Origin of the sequence: Stutzerimonas sp. FeSN7 (genome assembly GCF_030263795.1) — a bacterium.
GTDB lineage: Bacteria > Pseudomonadota > Gammaproteobacteria > Pseudomonadales > Pseudomonadaceae > Stutzerimonas > Stutzerimonas stutzeri.
In genome coordinates this window covers 3,872,774-3,890,983 of the sequence record NZ_JARPMN010000001.1, presented here as the reverse complement: position 1 = coordinate 3,890,983, position 18,210 = coordinate 3,872,774, and the positions used below count along the sequence as shown (strand labels likewise).

The window sequence follows — 18,210 nt, the reverse complement described above, 5'->3', positions numbered from 1 at the left end:
TGAAGGGAAAAGCAGCCGAAGGCGCGAGCCTTCGGCGGGGAGGAATCACCACCCGTGGGCTGTTGCAGGGCGTGGCCGTCGTCAAAGCCTGCCGCTGGTCCAGCAATCTCACCCGACCCGTTTCGTGGCTGGGGCCGGAAACCTCTGGCACACATCCGCGCACAAAGGGAACCCGTTGTTTCGCCGGCGGGCACCGGCACCGAGTACCGTGGACCCGAGGGGTCTCCTGACGATTCGCGCAGCGCCGGAGGGCCGGCAAGTCGTCAGGAGACCCCTCGCGATCAACGGAAGGAACACCGATCAATGAAATGGCGGCGAGCGCCATTCGTGGAGAAACGACCTTCTCGTCCCGTGGCCTGTATCGGCCAAGCGGAACGCGCACACCGTTGCAGAAGGAGACGCGCGCTGGGGAGTCCCACGGGGCGCGGGACGGTTTGCCTCGCCGTCAGTGAAATCCCGGCGCGGCAGAGGTGTTCGTTGGCATCAGGACGCCTTGGGCGCCGCGCGCCGCTGGCGCGAAGCCCTGCGCCTGCCCGTCGAGGATTCGGCCGGCAGCGTGCCCTTGCAGTCGGGATAGCGGCTGCACGACCAGAAGGCACCGTTCTTGCCGTTGCGCTGGCGCGTCGCCGCACCGCACACCGGGCAGGCCGGTCCTTCGGGCAGCTTGATCGACAGGACGGTGCCGCGATACTGCTGAACCAACTGCGCGACCCAGGCCGATTGCTTGTCGATGAAGGTGTCCAGCGTCATCTGGCCGGCCTCGATCATGTCCAGCGCCTGTTCCCAAATCGCCGTCGTGCCGGGGTCGGTGATCGCCGCCGGCACCGCGTCGATGAGTGTGAAGGCCGCATCCGACGCGCGGATGGCACGGCCTTTCTTCACCAGATAGCCGCGAGCCAACAGGCCGTTGATGATGCCGGCGCGCGTGGCTTCGGTGCCGATGCCCGTCGTCTCCTTCAGCTTCTGCTTCAGCCGTGGATCGGTGACCAGCTTGGCGACACCCTTCATCGCCCTGATCAACTCGCCCTGGGTGTAAGGCTTGGGGGGCAGCGTCTTCAGTGCCTTCAGTTCGACCTGCCCGACACCGCAGCGCGCCCCGATGTCCAGCGGCGGCAGGATCTGGCTGCGCTGAGCCTGCTCGTCGTCCGCCGCATCCTGCCCCTTGCCGGGGAGCGCCAGGTGCCAGCCAGACACGATCACCTGCTTGCCGACAGCCTGTAATGATTGCCCTGCGCAGTCGAGCACTACCAGCGTGCGGTCGAATTCGTGATGCGGCAGGAACTGCGCCAGGTAGTGCGCACGGATCAGCGCGTATACCGCCAGCTCCTTCTCCGACATGGCCGAGAGGTTCGCAGGCTCCAGCGTGGGAATGATGCCGTGGTGCGCCGTTACCTTGCTGTCGTTCCAGACTCGCGAGCGCTGTGTCCTGTCGAGCCGGTCGATCAACGGGCGCAGGCCGGGATCGGTGGCGAGCAGCGCGTCGAGTACGGTCGGCACTTCGGCCAGCATGCTCTCGGGCAGGTAGCCGGAGTCACTGCGCGGATAAGTCGTCGCCTTGTGTGTTTCGTACAAGGACTGCGCGATGTTCAGCGTCTCCTGTACGTCCAGCCCGAGCTGCCGCGAACACACTTCCTGCAAGGTGCCGAGGTCGAACGGCAGCGGCGCGGTTTCGCGCACACGCTCGGTTTCCACCGACAGCACCTTCGATTCACGACCCGCATGGATGCGGTCGGCGGCCTGCTGCGCCACTGGCTGCTGCAGGCAGCGACCGGCTGCATCCGTGGTGCCGTCGGGCGGCATCCAGCTTGCCGCGAAGGACTGACCCGCGTGGGACAGCGTGACGTCGATAGTCCAATAGGGCACGGAGACGAAGCGTGCGATCTCGCGGTCGCGGTCCACCACCAGTTTCAGTGTCGGTGTCTGTACGCGACCGACCGACAGCACGCCCTGATACCCGGACCGCCGACCCAGCACCGTGAACAGGCGGCTCAGGTTCATGCCGATCAGCCAGTCCGCGCGCGAACGGGCCAGTGCGGAAAAATACAGTGGCAGCGTTTCGCCACCCGGCTTGAGCTGAGTCAGCGCCTTGCGGATCGACGCATCGTTGAGCGCCGACAGCCACAGCCTCTGGATCGGGCCACGGTAGCCGCACAGATCGATGATCTCGCGCGCGATCATTTCGCCTTCGCGGTCGGCGTCGGTGGCGATCACCAGCTCGCCGGCCTGGGCGACGAGCTGCTTCACGATCTTGAACTGCGCGGCGGTCTTGGCCTTGACCTCGATGCGCCAGCGCTCGGGAAGAATAGGCAACTGCTCGATGGACCAGTGCTTGTACTGCTCGCCGTAGGTTTCCGGCGGTGCCGCCTCGACAAGATGGCCGATGCACCAGGTCACCGTGATGCCCGAACCGCTGTAGCAGCCATTGCCGCGCTGCCTGGCGTCCAACACCCTGGCGATGTCCTTGCCTTGCGAAGGCTTTTCGCACAGAAACACGCGCATGAAGCCTCCTGAGTGTGCGTGACGGTCATCGAATGATCGTCAGCATCCCAGCGGGCAATGAATGCGGCAGCAAACAACGCGACAGCGGCAGACACCAACTTGTACGGGTTCAGGGTGCGGTGTTTGCCTTTGGCTTTGCAGGTCTATGGGACCGGGCGCAGACCCTGCTGAGCAGCGTGAATCCAGCAACCGGGACTCTCGCTGTCGAAAAACTCCACCTCAACGTGCCACCCCAAGGTATCGCGGATCGTCTGGAAGACCCTGTTGCAATAGACCTGATCCCCTCGGAACACCGACACCGCCACACGATTGATCCCTGTTCCACTCATCCGTTGCAAGAGATGGAGATCTTGTTCGGAGAATCCCCAGCCGTAAACAACGAGAGTGTTCCGCGGTGACTTCAGAACTTCTCTGTAGACCGTGGAGAGGTAGTAGCTGTTCTGGATGGACGTGACCTTCTGCTGCCACGTTCCTTCGCTCACGAACAACGGAACAACGCTTTCACTCTGCCAGAGCTGAAGTATCGCTTCGAGAAGACCAGCGTCCCTGTTGTGTATCTTCAGTTCTTGCTCGACCAAATTCCTGCACAGCACAAGGCTGCCATGGGCATGGAACACCAGTGTGGTCGAGCGCTCCCTGCCGATCGGCTGCCTGAACCGTTGCCAGTCGTCGGAGAAGACGCCGCCTCCTATGAAGCAATCCTTGAACACATGCTGATCCTCGATCTCCAGGCCATAGGTCATGACCCAGTACACCACCAAGTCGTAGTTGAGTGAGATGATAGTGCTGAAGCGTTTCAGGAATTGGTAGATGCTCGGCAGGTGCGCGCTGACCTGATCGTATTCCGGGTGAATGTCGCGGACTGTCTGAATGAGGCAGTCTCTGAGACTCACGTAGGCGGCATGGGTTCGGTGGTCCGGGATTTGCAACGACCGATTGACGTTCGACGCCTGCCAGACGATCCGAAGAACCAACTCGAAATCGTTGGTCTGAAAGAACTGGAACAGTCGTTGGGCGTCGTCGGGAAGGAAGCGCTGTTCAACGGCATGCCTGAGCAGTGATCCATAGGAGAAGCTCGGGCTGACGGCAATGCTGGCGCCGTTGCCGAGCAGGATCGTGCATCCGTAGCTTCTGGAGATTTCTTCCCAAGACCTGATTTCAAACGGCATCTTGTTTTCCCTTGCGCATCGAAGTCAGTGAGTTCAAGGCTGGTGGCTTCGCGCGAGATGGTTCTTGAGCAGGAACCAGCACATATTGAGCGCGAAGGAGCGGCCAAGCCGCGTCATCTGGTCTTCCGGGATGCCAACCGGGCGATGGGCGCCAGGGCTCAGAAAACCGAACACGCCAGCCAGCCCCTTTTCCTCTTCGACCGTGATCTCGCCGCTGCTGCGCAGGAACGAAAGCACCTCGCCCCATTTTGACGGGTTGTAGGTGGTGGGACTCTGCTGCAGCGAAGCGACATGGGTGGCCACGTCAACGGCCAAGGTTTCCAGCGCCACTCGGGCGTTGACGAGCGATGCGTTGTAGTCGGGCGGCGTCGCCCGGAATGCCTCGGCCGAGTCGTTGATCTTGGCGATGATGTCCTGCGCGCGGGGGGGCGCCAGAGTTCTGCAATGCCGTAACCAGGTCATCCTCCAAGGGCGCGGCATCGGCAATCGACGGATCGGTCTGGACCAGTTTCTTTTCCTGGATGATGTAGCCGTCCAGCAGCAGGCACTGCGCCAAGTCGTGCATGCGCTCGTCAAACCGATACTTCGGATTGACTCTGGCCCGAAGATCACCTGTGGTTGCAACCACCTCGGACAGCGCCAGCATGAGCGTGCGGTCATCAAGTCCGCGCAGTGTGTTCAGTAGGTCGTACAGCAGTTGCTCCCTCGACAGCGACAGGTGCTGAACGCCGTACTTGCCCAATATCACGACACACACGGCGGGCTCCTGCAGTTCAAGGAATTGAGCAAGTGAATAACGAGTCCTGACTCCGATCATGCTGCTTATCTCGTTCTAGGAAGATGGCTTAGGGGCAAGCCATTTCACAGATTGGAAAAACAACAAGTTATAGATCGAAGTAGTGCTCAAGTCCATGACGATTGGCCTTCCATGGACGTCAATGGCGCTATACCACTGGTATAAACCGCGCACAACTGGCGCACGGTGAGCGGCTGACGGCTGGTCCAGCCGCTCACACGATCCTGCGCAGCGGCTACTCGTCGTGGGGTTGCTCCATGGCCTGCCCCTTGGCACCCAGCGTTACACCCTCGACGCGATACGGCAGGATGCCAACCCGGCGCGCTTCGATCTTGAAGGTCACGCGCTCGTTCTCGTCGGCGTCTTCCCACTCGTCGCGCACGGTGCGGCCTTCGACCAGCACGCGCATGCCCTTCTGGTACAGCGTGCTCCAGTGTTCGGCCTCGCGGTGCCACAGTTCCACCGGCGCCCAGAACCCTCCACGGTCCTCGAAAGTGCCATCCTTCATCGGCACCGGGTTGTCGAAGTAGACGTTCAGGCGCAGCAGCCGGCGCGGCTCGTCGTTGCCGTTGGCAAACTCGCGATAGTCTGGCGCAGAGCCGATGTTGCCCTCGCCGAAGAAATGCGTGCTCATGGTGACTCCTTGGAAGTGGTGGGGTTGATCGAGGCGGCGTGCCCCTGGATACGCCGCAGGTAAGCCGCTTCGGCCTGGGCCATCTTTCCGGCGCAGTCCAGGGTTTGGCGGGCAATGCTGTGCGTGAGGCTGATCTGCATGTTCAGCGCGATGCGTTGCAGCTCCATCGCGTAGAGGTCGTCGATCAGCGATGCCGGTGTCGCGGGATCGGCCAGCAGCGCCTCCCACAAGGCGACGCCCATGCTGGAACGGTCGAGATTGCGCCAGCGCAGAAAGGTCGTGCCTGCGCCAGTGGTCTGCTGGGCCAGTTGCACACCGAGCAGGCTGAAGGGATAGCCGCGTGCTTGGGGCAGCACCCGTCGCTGCGCCAGCACGATCAGGTCGTCGCGCAGCGCCGCACACTGGTTGGCCCAGGACTCCAAACGTCCCTTACCCTTAAAAGGTTGTAAAAGGCCCTTTAGGTAGGCTGCGTGTTCCAGGCGCTGGAAGTCCGCCTGTTCCAGCGGCGTGAAGCGTGTCGGTGTGTCGGTGAGAGTGGATTCCGTCATGCTGGCTCATCCTCATCGGATGCGGCGCCGTCGTCGTTCGCGTCGTCTTCCGTGGCTTCGTCGGTTGGCGCAGCGCTCGGGGTATCCGTCCTTTCCTGCTTGCCATCCTGCGATGACCGGCGGTTGATCGGCGGCGCGAAGCGCGAGCGGCGTGTGCCTTCGAGCACGTCGGTCGGCAGCTCGCCGAACTTCTCCAATGCCGCGCGCGCTGCTGCGTTCTTCGCCGCGAAGTCATCGCGCGTCGTGCCGGAGTAGCGGTACTGCTGGGCCAGGGAGAACAGGCTGCGCAGCGCGTGCGCGCCATCGTTGAGCCAGCGTTCCAAGGTGCTGCGATCGATCAATGCCGTGTGATGCGCCAGGATCAGGCGCCGCGCTAGGTCGTCGTAGTCGGCCAGCAGGTAGACCGCCATGAACCCCAACTGCGAATTGACGAACAGGGGCAGCTTGACCGGCTGCACGTTGAGGTTCTCGCCCAGGCTGAGAGCGGGCGGTACGTCGGCCAGCGCCTGGTCAACCTGTTCGCGCAGCGTTTGCAGGCGCGTCTTGGTGTCGGCGATCTTTTCCTCGATGCGCAGCATCCACCAGTCCGAGTAGGGGTCGTCCTGCTCGGCGCCGCGCTTGAGCTTGTTCATGATGGAGATGAAGCCGTTCAGGCCGATGATGCCGGGCCGGCCTTCGGCGGGCGTGCGACCGTGCCAGATGCGTGAGGCGTGATGCGTGTGCAGCGTCAACGCCATCGCGCTGCGCAGCGACCCGAGGTTCAGTTGCAGGGGTTCGTTTGCCATAAGAGCGACTCGCTGTGAATGAACGAGTCGCCAGCATCGACAAGCAGGGGAAGGCTGTCAGTCAACAAACCGCATTGCGCCGCCGCCTGTTTGCAGCGTCGGGAAGGCAGTCTGTTGCGCTATACCACTGGTATAGCGCGCTGGCTTCAAGACTCCTTGAACAGGTCGTGCAGGCGGGTCAGATGCTGCTGCGCGGCTTCGTGATCGATCGCTGGCGGAGACCAGTCGCGCTCGGGCGCGCGCAGCGATTCCAGAGACGACGGTGAAATAGCAGTCGGTGCGTGTTCCGGCTGACCAGCCCAGGCATGGAACTCGCCCTTGATCGCTTTCTGGATGACCCCGAAGAGATAACCTGCGGGATTGCGGATGCCGCCGGCCTGGCAGCGGGCCGCCCATTCGTCGAGCACCGCCTGTTGCAGGGTGTCGTCCACCCGCTGAAGTGCGACTAGTGCGCCGGACTGCTGTTCCTCCTTCAAGGCGAGAAAGCGATGAGGCAGACGAAGGTTTTCTCGCGCGCGCGGTACTGTACGTATTTTATTATTTTTAATACTTTCTTTACGTACAGTACGGTCCTGCTTCGGATTCCGAAGAAGGGCGTCTGACGGGGCTTTGCGACCCGCTTCGGATTCCGAAGGCTGCTGTTCTCTGTGCCGAAGAAGGGCTTTCGGGCCTTCTTCGGTTTCGTGAATCGTCGCGTCCTGTGGATAACTTTCGAGTGGGTTCCACTCCTGGCTTGCCAACCGCTGCGCCAGCACCTGCAGGCGCGTGGGCAGGGCGCGGCCGTTGAGCAGTGGGTCTTCAGCGACTTCCTGAAGTGTGTGGACGCCGACGTGCTGCACCGCCTTGCTCGCATGGGTCAGCGCCTGGCTTACCAGGTCCAGGTAGTCGGGATCGAGCTGCATGGCCTCGAAGGGCGTCAGCGGCTCATCGTGCAGCACGTACAGGTTGCCCTGGATGCGCCCGGTGCGCGGATCGCGCCGACGCCGCACCAGACTGAGCCAGCGCGTCAGGCGCAGCAGCGTGAGCGCGCGCGCCACCGTCTCGTGGGAGGCCTTCGGCGCGCACGGCGTCGAGGCAAGGTAGGGGCGGAGTTGTTCGTAGGTGGGAAAGGCGGTGATGCCGTCGTCGTCGAGCAGCAGCCGGAACACCTGCCAGGCGTTGCGTTCCAGTGGCGTGAGGCGATGATCGAAGAACAGCGCGCGCGGCACGCTCTCATGGCGGTTGCCGCTGAACAGGAATCCATCGCTGGCCGTCGGCCCGGTCTGTCGGGCCGGCAGCCGTTGAGCAGCCTCGTTCAGCAGGGCGGAGAGCGAGACCGGACCGCCTCCCCGATGAGGCTTGTCGATCTCCATGGCCTACACCAATCCTTGGTCGATCCAGCCGCGAATCGTCGCCCAGATGACGGAGGCCGGCAGGGCGAGTTCTTCGGCAAGATCGAGGGTGAGGTCGAGCATCGCCATGTCGTCGTCCAGCGCGATGCCGCGTTGCTCGACGGCGGGCTTCCAGCGCCCCCACAAGCCGGTGTCTTGTTCCTCGCTCAAGACCGGATGGCGGCCCTTGCGTTTGGGCAGGCCGAGAACGTCCCGGCGCAACGCCACTTCCTGGTGGGTCAGGCCGTAGAACTTGCTGACCATCTCTGTGCTCGCCCCCAGGCGGAGCATGCGATCGACGGTCGCAATCTCCTTCTCGACGTCCTCCACCTGGTGCAACAGGCGTTGCAGCACCTCGCGGTTCACCTTGACCGAGCACCAGGACACCGTGGCGTTGACCAGCATGCTGACCAGCTCCGGGTGTTTGAGTGCGTCCAGCTCCCGGTCGCCGAAACCCATGGCCTTGCAGCGGCGCAACTGGCCGTTGCGCAGATCGTGCAGCGCCTGGGCGATCACGGCCTGGTTGAGTGGATGCGGTGCCGACATCGCGTCTCCCCCAGCCTTACGGTTCGGTGGAGGCGTGCGCGCCCGATGCCGTGCCGGATTCCAGCTCCAGCAGCCGGCGCGCGAGCCGCAGCAGGCGAAAGAGTTTGACCAGGCCGCTGTCGCTCAGGCGCGAGGCCTGCGCCTTGTCGCCATTCTTCCGACCCTGCAGCAGCGGCCCCAGGGCATCGGTCAGGCGCAAGTTGTCGAGTGCGGTAGGTGCTGCGGCCGCCGGCCGGTATCCCGCACTGAGGGCGTGCAGCAGGGTGAGCGTTGCGCGGGCGATGAGCGGCATCGCCTGCGGGTCCGTCGATAGGGCGCCTATGTCGCAAAGGAAGCCGATGCCGTCGTCGATCGCCTCGATGCGTTCGGCCTGTCCGGCTTCCTCGGCGATCTCGTGCGCGAACTGCGCGATATGCACGCGCAGCCGATCCGGCGCGTCCAGGCCCGGTTCGATGTACCAGACATCGGAAATCGGGTAGAGACCGCCGGCCTGCACCGGGATTGCCTGCAAGACGTTCGCCTCGAAGTCCGGCAGCGCCTCGCCGGTCTGGTCGGCCACCAGGCGCTGGATCGCCTGCAAGCGTTCGGTGGTCGGCGCCGGCGACACGATATGGCCTCGCAGGCGTTCGTCGTGATCGTCGTCCGAAGGCTGCGCACTGCCGGGCGTTTCCGAGGGCGGGGGCGATGCCGGGGGTTCCGGCATCCGTGGTGGCTTCGGCGATGTGGCTGGGGGCTGCGCCATGGGAACTGGCGGCGCCGGGTCGGGCGAGCGCGGTGGCTGTGGCGTTACGGGTGCGGCCGCGGCATTGCCGGACTGCGGTGCGGGGGGCGCCGGATCGCTGGTCAGCGCACGCTGCCGATTCTCGGTCTCGCCGATCTCCAGCGTCAGGCTGTCGTAGTCGGCCTCTAGCAACTCGGCCATCTGCCCGATGAGTTCATCCTGCACCCGCTTGATCGAGAAGCCGTCGGTGTCGCCGTCGAACAGGGCGAGCACGTCGTTGAACAGCGATGGGAAATCGACGGCCAGCCGTTTGTTCGCGCCGCGCGCTTCCCATATCCGTGCGCTCGCCCTGCGCAGGGCCGTCAGCCGTTCCACCTGGGGCCGGCCGAGACCGCCGTAGAGCACGGCCGGGATCGCCGGCAGCAGGTAGCGCACGGCGTCCTGCATACGGCTGATGTGTGGCTGGGTGATCGGATAGCCGTCGGCACTGAGGCGACGCGCCAGCTCGCTCTGCGTCAGCGCCTGGCCCAACTCTTGTTCGTAGAGTTCGCGGGCCTTCTCCACGCCCAGGGCGCGCTCGATGAACGACAGGCCGCCGTGCAGTTCATTCTCGGCTAGGTGGCCGGTGAGCGCGATGATCTCGCCGCGTTCGGGCCAGGGCCGGAACAGGCACGGAATGCGGAAGAAGCGCTCGTCCTTCGTTTCGCTCCACAACTCGCGCAGGATGGCGAGTCGCGTGTTGCCGCCGTTACGAATGATGTAGTGCGTCCCGCCGGGCCGGCGGGTGATGGCCGGCGGCGCGTCGAGGCCACGCTCCCGGATCGATGCCTTGATTTCGTCGTAACGCGGATTGCGCGTGACGCGCGGATTGAGGTCATACGGCTGGAGCTGATCCAGCGTCACTGTCATGGGGGTGTCGGCGATGGGATCGCTCAGGACATCGGCTACCGGCCCGCTGCGCTCGAAGCGCTCGGCCAGCAATTTGGCTGCCATGTCCGGGGGAGTCAGTTCAGCCATTGGCGTTGGCCTCCCTTGTCGTCGTTTCAGGTCGGTGGCGCAGTCGAGCTCGCGCGATGAGGCCGGCGCGGAGATCGTCTGGCGTCGCGCCGGTATAGATTGGAGGCAGGCCCGGCTTGGTGAATTTCAGGTGTCCAACCGATGTGCGCGTGACCGCCCAACCTTCCTTCAGTGCGAAGTCGATGAGCAGTTTCAGTCGCTTGTTGTCACGCTTACGGGGACGCGCGGTGGTCATGGGCCGCTCCTCCGGTGTGCTCCCGCTTTCAGCCGAGTGAACGACGGTTCCCAATTTGGCAACAGTTCGCAGGCGAGTGAGCGCATCGTGTCGAAAGCGGCTGGCGTCGTCCGCCCCGTAGGGCGTCGGTGTTCTACGCGATGCACCGGCAAGGCCTGGGTCGATGCGCGCGGATAGGCTTCGATGGCGGGGATGCTGGTATCGAGCACCGCGATGCCGGGCTCGGATCGGAACAGGTCGCGCAGTGCCTGCTGTATGAGCCGCGCGTTGCTGGAAACCGGATGCACGCGGTTGATGAGCAGGCGTAGCGGCGGCGGCTCGATGCCGAGGCGACGGTATGGCGCGATGTCCCGCATCAGTTGCAAGGTGCCGCGCCGGAACTCGCGAGCGGCGAGGATCTCCGGCGTGACTGGCGACACCGCCAGATCGGAGGCCAGCACGGCCATCTCCAACAGGACACTGCGCGCGCCCTGCGTGTCGATCAGCAGCAGGTCGTAGTGTTCGCGGAACGCGGGCAACAGATTGCGCAGCCGGAGCCGCCCGTCCGGCGCGTGCAGCAACAGGGTGTTCAACTGCCCTTTGTCGTCGTTGGAGAGCACCAGGTCCAGGCCAGCGATCGCGGTACGCGACACCAGCCGGCCGATGTCCTGCTCGTTGAAAGCCAGCAATTCGTAGATGCCGGCGGGGGCGCGCGTTTGCAGCTCGAAATAGCTCGACAAAGTGGGTTGCACGTCCAGGTCCAGCAGCAGCACGCGCAGCCCTGCGTCGGCCGCGAAGCCACCCAGGTTGGCCGCCGTGGTCGTCTTGCCCACGCCGCCCTTGGTCGAAATGATGGATACCACCTGCATGGGCTTCTCCTCACGGAATGGGATGAACCGGAAAAGGAGAAGCGTCAGGCGCGTTCTTTGAGGCGATCAGCGATCCACTGGTCGATCTCGGTCGAGTCCCAGCCCACTGCGCGCACGCCCAAACGCAGTGCCTTGGGGAACCTGCCTTCTTTCATCAGGCTATAGATGTGCGCGCGCTTGAAGCCGGTCTTGGCTTCGACTTCGGCGCGGCGCAGGATGCGACGTTCAACCGGCGCCGCCGGGGCGGTGGTCTGCGAAGACATGGTGGGCACTCCTTGACGCTCATCGGCGCTGTTCGGAAAGTGCCTTGTATTCAATGGGTCACCGCCGCGAAAAACACTGCAATTGCAGAGTGCGGGACTGCAATTGCAGTCAGCGCGCGTGGCCGTCCAGGTGCCGCTTGGCGGCGGTAAACTTGGCCCACAGCGTCCGCTCGCTGATGCCAGGGCGGCCTTCGTAATGCGCGAGTAGCGCGCTGATCACGGATTCCATCGTCTCGAACGATGAGTACGGCATGCCGCCGGGTGACTTGCCGAGCATCATGTTCAGCAATCCTCCGAGGATGTTGAGATAGGTCGTCTCGCTTCTGGCCGAAACCTCACGCCCGGCCGCCCCCAAACTCTTGGCCTGCTCGCGGAGCAACTGATGTTGCTCGTACAAAATATTGAAGGACTGTTCCCGGTCCGCCAGACGAATCCTGAGTGCTTCCTTTTCAGCAATCAGCGTCTGGATGGTTTCGACGCCGATGGCCGGGTGCATTTGTCGTTCTACCGCGTCGAACAGGAATTCAGGCTTCTGGTCGGGGTAGAAGAGCGACATCCAAATTTTGAGGTCAACGTGACGGACTGTCAGTGCCGGATCGTCAAGCAGCGATGGGTCGTCAATGGTGATGCCCGCTCTGCCATACGCGAGATCGCCATTCCAAAGCGCGTCAAAGATGCGCTCGGTGTTGAGACGCAACATCGGCCACCGGGGGAAGTCATCCTGTCCGGGTATTTTCTTTGCCCCTATTTTTTGGAGAATTTGATCTTCAAACCGAATCAGATTGGACCATCTGATGGCGGCTTCCATGGGGTGATAGAACACCTTTGAATGATGAGGGAATCGGGTCTTGTGCATAATGTGCCAGCCATTCGGCTCCTCCGACAAAAGCCTCCACGTTTCACTTGGACGGATGTCGTTAGGTGTTCGCTGTCTGACCGCGACCCAACAGCAGCTACGGATGCTCGGCAGTGTTGAGGATGTATAAGCAGCGCCACATCTCCCGATTTCTTCGATATTGACCTATCCACTACCTATCCAGTGCATGACCAAGTGAGCCCGCTCCGCCAGGTTGGTGTTGGCTGGCGCGGACTTTGAAGTGTTCTTGCTTGTAACGAAACGGTAAAGACCCGTAGGGTCTTGTTCAGGTCCGATTGCGGAATGCGCCCTGGGTCAGACTTGGAAGGTCTTGAAGGTGATGCTCCTAAGAATGCTCCGCGCGCCGCGGGATTGGCGTCGTAAGTGGCCGATTGCCGCCGTGTCACGTCGAATATTGCAGAGCGAGCATATATGCAATGTTGGTTGCGGCATGGCAACGGAAAGCACTATGAGCTATGTCGTAGAGGTCTTGATGAAGATCCAAAAAGCAATAGCTTTTGACCGTGACACCTCTGCTGAGCGATGTTGTCTCAACGTCAGCCTCTCGTTGTTCGCCTGTTTTCCTGCCCCATAGTTTGGTGGGAATCAGCTTGCCACCTGCGACGACAGGTAATTAAGTATGGGAATCTGTCGGGCAGGCGTGCCGGCCTGCTCGTCGGGTAACCGTGTGCTGATGCCGATCACGACACAGAAAAGTCGGCGGCAATTTTACGAACGCGCCGGATGAAATTGGTCAACTGTTCGGAGGGCTCGTTGTCTGGCCTCAGAAGATGGGTCGTCAGCACGAATGAACGTCCGGCAAGAGGTCGCGCAATCACGTCGGTGGTGCGACACGCCTCGATGTGTGCCGCGCTTGAGAAGCCAATGCCGTACCCGGCGGCGACCAGCGCGAGCATCAGATCGTGCGTGGCCACACGCTCGGCCACGGTGGGCTCCACATCCACCGAACGCAGATAGCGTTCCACCTGAAGGCTGCAACCCGCGCAGACTTCGGGGTGGCAAAGCACCAGAGGGTAGCTCAGCACTTGATCAAGGGGTACACGCTTGTGGGCCAGCAACGGATGCCTGGCCGGCAGTGCGACTACTAATGGATCGCGCCAGATTGGCTCGGTGATGATGCCTTCGTCAATCCCATCGGCGAAGGTGAAGCCAATGTCGTAGAGATCGTTTTGCAAGCCCTTCAACTGCTGGGCGAACGGCATTTCGGACAATCGGATTTCGACCTCCGGTTCTTCCTCCCGGCATAGCGCGAGCAGCGCGCTCAGACGGACGCGGGCGATGCCATCGGACAGGGCGACGCGCAACGTGCCCCGATAGCCGGTCGCGGCGGCCTTGGCATTGGCCTTGGCTTGATCGAGGGAAAGCAGGATGCGGCGAGCGTCTTCCAGAAACACTTGGCCGGCCCAAGTCAGGCGCGCACCACGGGAGGTACGCTCAAGCAGAATCACGCCGAGGTCGGATTCGAGCTTCTTGATCGTGCGAGACAGCGGGGATTGCTCGATGTGCAGACGTTCCGCGGCACGGCTGAAGTGAAGTTCCTCGGCCACGGCAATGAAGCACCGAAGATAGCGTAGTTCCATGTGCTATACCCTTGAGTCGATCGACCTCCTGGCTGTGAAGTTAAAACCGATGGACGCTGCCATCGCGCCGGTTCCTGGTAACGTCTGCCGTACCTGTCACACGGAGGCACCCTGGATCTGCTCGCGTGGCGGCCGCATCAGCGGGCAGGTCGTCTCGGGCGAAAGCCCGTCGGAGCTGCGGGATCGGCGCTCCGCGCGTAGGGGCGGTTGCCGGTCTGCGGTACTAGGATAGCAGAAACCGATTGACGGTCGGTTTTTTATGGATGATACTTGCCGCTCAAGTCAAGCGTTTGGGTGCAACAAGTTGACTAATCCCGATGTGCCGCCTCTGGGCGACCTGGAAATTGCCGTGCTTGAAGACATCTGGCGCTTCGGTGCATCCGACGCGAAGACGGTCTACGGGCGCGTGGGACGTTCGCGTTCGATTACGTTGAACACCGTGCAGTCCACGCTGGAGCGTTTGTTCCGCAAGCGCATCCTGCAACGTGAGAAGGTCAGTCATGCTTACGAATACTCGGCCAGGTTGTCACGCCCGGAGTTGATCCAGAAGTTGGTGGAGTCCACGGTGCGCCGCGTTGCAGGCCATCAGCCGGATGCGTTGCTGTCAGCTTTCGCCGATCTCGCCGCGCGAGCGGACGACGACCAGCTCAAGCGATTGGAGGAAACGATTGCGCGCCGTCGCGCCGAGCTGGATGAGAATTGATTGATGAGTCATGGGCAACTACTTCAATTTGCGCTGCTTGCTGGGTTCGTTCTGGCGATCACACTCAGCCTCCTCATTGCTGTTTGTGAGCATCCATTGCGCGGGCGATTGTCGAGTAGAACACCTGTCCAGCGAGCGCGAATAGTCTGGTGGACGCTCGTGACGCCAGCATTGGCGGGTATTGTCTACGCGGCCATGATCGTCGTCATGCCATCAGTGTTTCATGGGTCGGACCGATGGGCCGCGGCCTGTTATGAGCACGCCGGTTCTCTCTTGCATTTGTGCGTATGGCATCCGAGCGACAGTGGGCAGAGCCTCTTGTTGTGGGGGGCGCTGGCATTGCTGGCGACCTATGCGCTCTGGTTGGCGACGCGAGCAGCGGTGGGACTCTGGCGTGCTCGACGGGCCCTGGTCGCGATGTTGCGATTGAGCCGGCGTCCTGGAGAGTCGGACAAACTGCATGTGCTTGACGCGGATCAACCCATGGCGCTGGCCTGCGGCATCGGGCGTGGCCATATTCTGCTTTCGACCTCGTTATTGCAGCAGCTCGATCCCACGCAGTTGCGCGTTGTGCTGGCGCATGAGCAGGCGCATATCGCTCATCGCGACGTCCAGCACCGTTTGATTGCCATCGTGCTATCGAGCATTCAATTGCCTGGCACTCGCCGTCGGTTGCTGAGCGACTTGGAGCTTGCTCTGGAACAGCGCTGCGACTTCGTCGCCGCAACGGCTGTGGGGTGTCCGTTGGTGGTGGCCGAGACCATCGTTGCGGTGGAAAAGATATTTCGGAACCACGCCAGGGAGCACAGGCCGTTGTCGATGGCGTTTTTCTCCGATTTCATTCCCGAGCGCGTCGAGGCCTTGCTGGCGCCGGAGCGCAAAGCGGTGTCGTACCTGGGGGCGTTCCTCGGTGTCGGTGTGCTGGCGTTTTGCAGTCTATCGACCGGCTGGCTGCACTTCTTGACCGAATCGCTCATTGCCGTGCTGACAAGATAAGCGCACAGGGTTGCTCGTGGTATTTTTGTATTCTAAAAACCGATCAGTGATCGGTTTTATGATGGTTTTGCGCGAGCGTGGGGCGTCCGTGTTGGGCGGATTCGTTAGTTCACTTGTTATTGTTGCGAGGATTCTCATGAAGGTGCTCCGTTTAGTAGTGTGGGGGATCATCGGCTTATGCGGTACGTCCGCGGCCCACGCCGCTGACCCGTTGCGATTGGAAGATGCCGTCGCGCGCGCGCTGGCCGCTCATCCCTCCGTCGTCGCCGAAATGGCTCAGCTCCAGGCCGTGCAAGCCCGTGCGGATCGCGAGGGCTTGCCACCGTCTTACACCATCGGTGGCGAGGTGGAAAATGTCGCTGGCACCGGCAGCCTGAGCGGAGCCGATTCGGCTGAAACGACATTGCGTATCGGTCGGGTCATTGAACTTGGCGGCAAGCGAGAAGCCCGCCAGACGCTCGGTCGGGCCGAGGTTCGCGAGCAGGAGCACCGGGCCGATACGGTACGGATTGATCTGGCCAGCCTGACCGCCACGCGCTTCATTGAAGTGGTCGCCGGACAGCAGCGGCTGAAATATATCGAAGAACGTATTGAGCAGGCCGAGCGTACCCGCCGGGAGGTCGCTGCCGGCGTAGAGGCAGCTCGCAATCCAGAGTCGGATCTTCTGGCTGCCGAGATCGCGCTTGCGGAGGCGGAGCTGGATCGTGAGAGCGCGGAACACGAGCTTGCCAGTGCCAGGATGGCGCTGGCATCGAGTTGGGGAGCGCTGGTGCCAGACTTCGGCGAGGTTGTTGGAGACCTGAAAGCATTGCCGACGGTGGTGCCGTTCGAGACGCTGGCTTCACGGTTGCCGATGACGCCCGAGCTGCAAGCCTCACGATTGCAGGCCGACACCATCGTTGCCCGGCGCCGGGTCGCCGAAGCCAGTGCCAAGCCCGATGTCGACGTCAGCCTGGGCGTGCGCCGCATGGAGGCCTTTAATGACCAGGGTCTGGTGATGTCGGTGTCGGTACCCCTGGGCAGTCGCAAGCGCTCCGGGTATTCGGTCGCTCAAGCCAATGCGGAACTCGCCGCGCTGGAGGCACGTCGCGAAGTCTACCGCTTCGAACGTCATCAGGCGTTATTCGAGCGCTATCAGGAACTGATGCGCGCGCGCACGGAAGCCGAATCGTTGTATACGAGTTTGATTCCCAAGGCCGAAAAGGCGCTGGCGACCACTCGTCACGGTTTCGAGGCCGGCCGCTTCTCCTTCATGTCACTGGCGCAAGCGCAGAAGACGCTATTTGGCCTGCATACGCGCGTTGTCGAAGCCTCCAGTCGTTATCACCTTTTGCTGGTCGAGGTCGAACGCCTCACCGCTACCGTTGAGGATATGACCCCATGAATCGTCTACTTCTTCTGACTCTCCTCTGCCCCTTGTTGTTGGCCGCTTGCAGTCCTTCCGGCGACCCCACCAACGAGGCGGCGGGTATACAAGCGGCAAATGAAGACTACGAGCGTGGGCCGCACAACGGCCGACTACTGCGTGATGGTGACTTCGCGTTGGAACTCACCATCTATGAGACCAACGTGCCGCCGCACTATCGGCTCTACGCCTACCGAGATGGCAACCCGGTCGCCCCCGAGGATGTCACCGCAATAGTTGAGCTCTCCCGGCTGGATGGCGAGGTCAACCGATTCACCTTCACACCGGAAGGCGACTATCTGGCGGGCAGTGGTGAAGTTACCGAGCCGCATTCGTTCGATGTCGCCGTGACGGCCGAGCAGGGCGGCAAGACGTCTACCTGGACGTATGAGTCTTACGAGGGTCGTGTGACCATCCCGGCGGCCATCGCGGAGGATGCCGGCATCCGTGTCGAACCGGCGGGTCCGGCCGTCATTCATGATGCTGTGCGACTGATGGGTACCGTTGAACTGGATGCCAACCGGCAGGCATTGGTCGGGGCGCGCTTCCCCGGCATCGTGCGCTCCGTGAGTGTGCAACAGGGCGACAGTGTCCGGCGCGGTCAGACATTGGCCGTTATCGAAAGCAACGACAGCCTGCGCACCTATACCATCACCGCACCCTTCGATGGCGTGATACTGGCGCGCAACACCAACGTCGGCGACGTGGCCGGAGCAGGCGCGCTGTTCGAGCTGGCCGACCTGTCGCAGGTATGGATAGACCTGCGTGCCATCGGTACCGATGCCGAACGCTTGAAGCCGGGACAGTCGGTACGCATACGCTCGGCGACCGGGAGCGCCGTTGTCGAGGCAACGATCGGTCGTCTGCTGCCGGTGGCCGGGGCGGGCCAGAGTGTCATTGCCCGCGTCAGCGTTCCGAACTCAGAGGGTCGATGGCGGCCGGGCATGACCGTGGCGGCCGAGGTCGCGGTGGGCTCGCGCGAGGTGGCGCTGGCGGTGAAGGAGTCGGGCTTGCAGCGCTTCCGCGACTTCACTGTGGTGTTTGCGCAGGTCGGCGAGACCTATGAGGTCCGTATGCTTGAACTCGGTGATCGTGATGGCGACTACGCCGAAGTGTTGGGTGGGCTCAAACCCGGCACACCCTACGTGACCGAACAGAGTTTCCTGATTCGCCAGGACATCGAAAAGTCCGGCGCCAGCCACGACCACTGAGGACACG

General features: G+C 62.6%; 19 protein-coding genes. 4 read left to right on the top strand and 15 right to left on the bottom strand.

Annotated elements, in window-relative coordinates:
* Positions 1 to 483: 483 nt before the first annotated feature.
* The 15 genes from P5703_RS18615 to P5703_RS18545 all read right to left on the bottom strand — a co-directional run bounded on the left by P5703_RS18615 (position 484) and on the right by P5703_RS18545 (position 13,888).
* Positions 484 to 2,499 carry a DNA topoisomerase III gene (locus tag P5703_RS18615; protein ID WP_121721630.1) on the bottom strand — a complete coding sequence of 672 codons (2,016 nt, stop codon included), beginning with the start codon at positions 2,497 to 2,499 and terminating at the stop codon, positions 484 to 486.
* A 143-nt stretch (positions 2,500 to 2,642) separates the two neighbouring features.
* On the bottom strand, positions 2,643 to 3,668 hold the full coding sequence (locus P5703_RS18610; RefSeq protein ID WP_285588774.1) for a DUF4917 family protein: 1,026 nt from the start codon (positions 3,666 to 3,668) through the stop codon (positions 2,643 to 2,645).
* Between the two features lie 33 nt (positions 3,669 to 3,701).
* Positions 3,702 to 3,998, bottom strand: coding sequence for a hypothetical protein (locus tag P5703_RS18605; protein ID WP_218186918.1), 297 nt, complete (start codon positions 3,996 to 3,998; stop codon positions 3,702 to 3,704).
* On the bottom strand, positions 3,973 to 4,485 hold the full coding sequence (locus P5703_RS18600; protein WP_279641789.1) for a hypothetical protein: 513 nt from the start codon (positions 4,483 to 4,485) through the stop codon (positions 3,973 to 3,975). The genes P5703_RS18605 and P5703_RS18600 overlap by 26 nt, the downstream gene beginning before the upstream one ends.
* Before the next feature lie 214 nt (positions 4,486 to 4,699).
* Positions 4,700 to 5,098: a single-stranded DNA-binding protein gene (locus P5703_RS18595; protein ID WP_012639364.1), complete on the bottom strand. Its 399-nt coding sequence runs from the start codon at positions 5,096 to 5,098 to the stop codon at positions 4,700 to 4,702.
* The gene (locus P5703_RS18590; protein ID WP_012639363.1) at positions 5,095 to 5,646 is read right to left on the bottom strand and encodes a DUF3158 family protein; all 552 of its coding nucleotides are present in this window, start codon (positions 5,644 to 5,646) and stop codon (positions 5,095 to 5,097) included. Before P5703_RS18590 ends, P5703_RS18595 begins: the two co-directional genes overlap by 4 nt.
* Entirely contained in the window at positions 5,643 to 6,431 is a 789-nt protein-coding gene (locus tag P5703_RS18585; RefSeq protein WP_012639362.1) for a PFL_4669 family integrating conjugative element protein, read from the bottom strand. The genes P5703_RS18590 and P5703_RS18585 overlap by 4 nt, the downstream gene beginning before the upstream one ends.
* A 146-nt stretch (positions 6,432 to 6,577) precedes the next feature.
* On the bottom strand, positions 6,578 to 7,783 hold the full coding sequence (locus P5703_RS18580) for an STY4528 family pathogenicity island replication protein (RefSeq protein ID WP_159558684.1): 1,206 nt from the start codon (positions 7,781 to 7,783) through the stop codon (positions 6,578 to 6,580).
* Between the two features lie 3 nt (positions 7,784 to 7,786).
* On the bottom strand, positions 7,787 to 8,347 hold the full coding sequence (locus tag P5703_RS18575) for a DUF2857 domain-containing protein (protein WP_279641788.1): 561 nt from the start codon (positions 8,345 to 8,347) through the stop codon (positions 7,787 to 7,789).
* A gap of 16 nt (positions 8,348 to 8,363) precedes the next feature.
* Entirely contained in the window at positions 8,364 to 10,085 is a 1,722-nt protein-coding gene (locus P5703_RS18570; protein WP_279641787.1) for a ParB family protein, read from the bottom strand.
* Entirely contained in the window at positions 10,078 to 10,320 is a 243-nt protein-coding gene (locus P5703_RS18565) for a type II toxin-antitoxin system HicA family toxin (RefSeq protein ID WP_279641786.1), read from the bottom strand. Before P5703_RS18565 ends, P5703_RS18570 begins: the two co-directional genes overlap by 8 nt.
* The gene (locus P5703_RS18560) at positions 10,317 to 11,168 is read right to left on the bottom strand and encodes a ParA family protein (protein WP_425090077.1); all 852 of its coding nucleotides are present in this window, start codon (positions 11,166 to 11,168) and stop codon (positions 10,317 to 10,319) included. The genes P5703_RS18565 and P5703_RS18560 overlap by 4 nt, the downstream gene beginning before the upstream one ends.
* A 44-nt stretch (positions 11,169 to 11,212) precedes the next feature.
* Positions 11,213 to 11,431: an AlpA family transcriptional regulator gene (locus tag P5703_RS18555; RefSeq protein WP_023464556.1), complete on the bottom strand. Its 219-nt coding sequence runs from the start codon at positions 11,429 to 11,431 to the stop codon at positions 11,213 to 11,215.
* 109 nt (positions 11,432 to 11,540) lie between these two features.
* On the bottom strand, positions 11,541 to 12,239 hold the full coding sequence (locus P5703_RS18550; RefSeq protein WP_234492733.1) for a hypothetical protein: 699 nt from the start codon (positions 12,237 to 12,239) through the stop codon (positions 11,541 to 11,543).
* Between the two features lie 749 nt (positions 12,240 to 12,988).
* A complete protein-coding gene (locus P5703_RS18545; RefSeq protein WP_023464558.1) occupies positions 12,989 to 13,888 on the bottom strand; it encodes a LysR family transcriptional regulator in 900 nt (299 codons plus the stop codon).
* Between the two features lie 259 nt (positions 13,889 to 14,147).
* On the opposite strand from P5703_RS18545, the gene P5703_RS18540 reads away from it, so the two are divergent.
* The 4 genes from P5703_RS18540 to P5703_RS18525 all read left to right on the top strand — a co-directional run bounded on the left by P5703_RS18540 (position 14,148) and on the right by P5703_RS18525 (position 18,203).
* A complete protein-coding gene (locus P5703_RS18540; RefSeq protein ID WP_162836288.1) occupies positions 14,148 to 14,591 on the top strand; it encodes a BlaI/MecI/CopY family transcriptional regulator in 444 nt (147 codons plus the stop codon).
* 3 nt (positions 14,592 to 14,594) lie between these two features.
* Complete coding sequence (locus P5703_RS18535; RefSeq protein WP_171972705.1) at positions 14,595 to 15,587, top strand: M56 family metallopeptidase; 993 nt, start codon at positions 14,595 to 14,597, stop codon at positions 15,585 to 15,587.
* Positions 15,588 to 15,723: 136 nt separating this feature from the next.
* Positions 15,724 to 16,971, top strand: a complete 1,248-nt coding sequence (locus tag P5703_RS18530; RefSeq protein WP_031299070.1) for a TolC family protein — start codon at positions 15,724 to 15,726, stop codon at positions 16,969 to 16,971.
* Complete coding sequence (locus P5703_RS18525; RefSeq protein WP_023464561.1) at positions 16,968 to 18,203, top strand: efflux RND transporter periplasmic adaptor subunit; 1,236 nt, start codon at positions 16,968 to 16,970, stop codon at positions 18,201 to 18,203. Before P5703_RS18530 ends, P5703_RS18525 begins: the two co-directional genes overlap by 4 nt.
* The last annotated feature ends 7 nt before the right edge of the window (positions 18,204 to 18,210 follow it).

What these genes read in the sequence shown, in the direction of transcription:
- P5703_RS18570 (WP_279641787.1), bottom strand. Translation starts at nt 10,085, where the DNA reads ATGGCTGAACTGACTCCCCCGGACATGGCAGCCAAATTGCTGGCCGAG.
- P5703_RS18555 (WP_023464556.1), bottom strand. Translation starts at nt 11,431, where the DNA reads ATGTCTTCGCAGACCACCGCCCCGGCGGCGCCGGTTGAACGTCGCATC.
- P5703_RS18550 (WP_234492733.1), bottom strand. Translation starts at nt 12,239, where the DNA reads ATGGAAGCCGCCATCAGATGGTCCAATCTGATTCGGTTTGAAGATCAA.
- P5703_RS18545 (WP_023464558.1), bottom strand. Translation starts at nt 13,888, where the DNA reads ATGGAACTACGCTATCTTCGGTGCTTCATTGCCGTGGCCGAGGAACTT.
- P5703_RS18560 (WP_425090077.1), bottom strand. Translation starts at nt 11,168, where the DNA reads ATGCAGGTGGTATCCATCATTTCGACCAAGGGCGGCGTGGGCAAGACG.
- P5703_RS18540 (WP_162836288.1), top strand. Translation starts at nt 14,148, where the DNA reads ATGGATGATACTTGCCGCTCAAGTCAAGCGTTTGGGTGCAACAAGTTG.
- P5703_RS18585 (WP_012639362.1), bottom strand. Translation starts at nt 6,431, where the DNA reads ATGGCAAACGAACCCCTGCAACTGAACCTCGGGTCGCTGCGCAGCGCG.
- P5703_RS18530 (WP_031299070.1), top strand. Translation starts at nt 15,724, where the DNA reads ATGAAGGTGCTCCGTTTAGTAGTGTGGGGGATCATCGGCTTATGCGGT.
- P5703_RS18595 (WP_012639364.1), bottom strand. Translation starts at nt 5,098, where the DNA reads ATGAGCACGCATTTCTTCGGCGAGGGCAACATCGGCTCTGCGCCAGAC.
- P5703_RS18535 (WP_171972705.1), top strand. Translation starts at nt 14,595, where the DNA reads ATGAGTCATGGGCAACTACTTCAATTTGCGCTGCTTGCTGGGTTCGTT.
- P5703_RS18590 (WP_012639363.1), bottom strand. Translation starts at nt 5,646, where the DNA reads ATGACGGAATCCACTCTCACCGACACACCGACACGCTTCACGCCGCTG.
- P5703_RS18575 (WP_279641788.1), bottom strand. Translation starts at nt 8,347, where the DNA reads ATGTCGGCACCGCATCCACTCAACCAGGCCGTGATCGCCCAGGCGCTG.
- P5703_RS18525 (WP_023464561.1), top strand. Translation starts at nt 16,968, where the DNA reads ATGAATCGTCTACTTCTTCTGACTCTCCTCTGCCCCTTGTTGTTGGCC.
- P5703_RS18600 (WP_279641789.1), bottom strand. Translation starts at nt 4,485, where the DNA reads ATGATCGGAGTCAGGACTCGTTATTCACTTGCTCAATTCCTTGAACTG.
- P5703_RS18615 (WP_121721630.1), bottom strand. Translation starts at nt 2,499, where the DNA reads ATGCGCGTGTTTCTGTGCGAAAAGCCTTCGCAAGGCAAGGACATCGCC.
- P5703_RS18580 (WP_159558684.1), bottom strand. Translation starts at nt 7,783, where the DNA reads ATGGAGATCGACAAGCCTCATCGGGGAGGCGGTCCGGTCTCGCTCTCC.
- P5703_RS18565 (WP_279641786.1), bottom strand. Translation starts at nt 10,320, where the DNA reads ATGACCACCGCGCGTCCCCGTAAGCGTGACAACAAGCGACTGAAACTG.
- P5703_RS18610 (WP_285588774.1), bottom strand. Translation starts at nt 3,668, where the DNA reads ATGCCGTTTGAAATCAGGTCTTGGGAAGAAATCTCCAGAAGCTACGGA.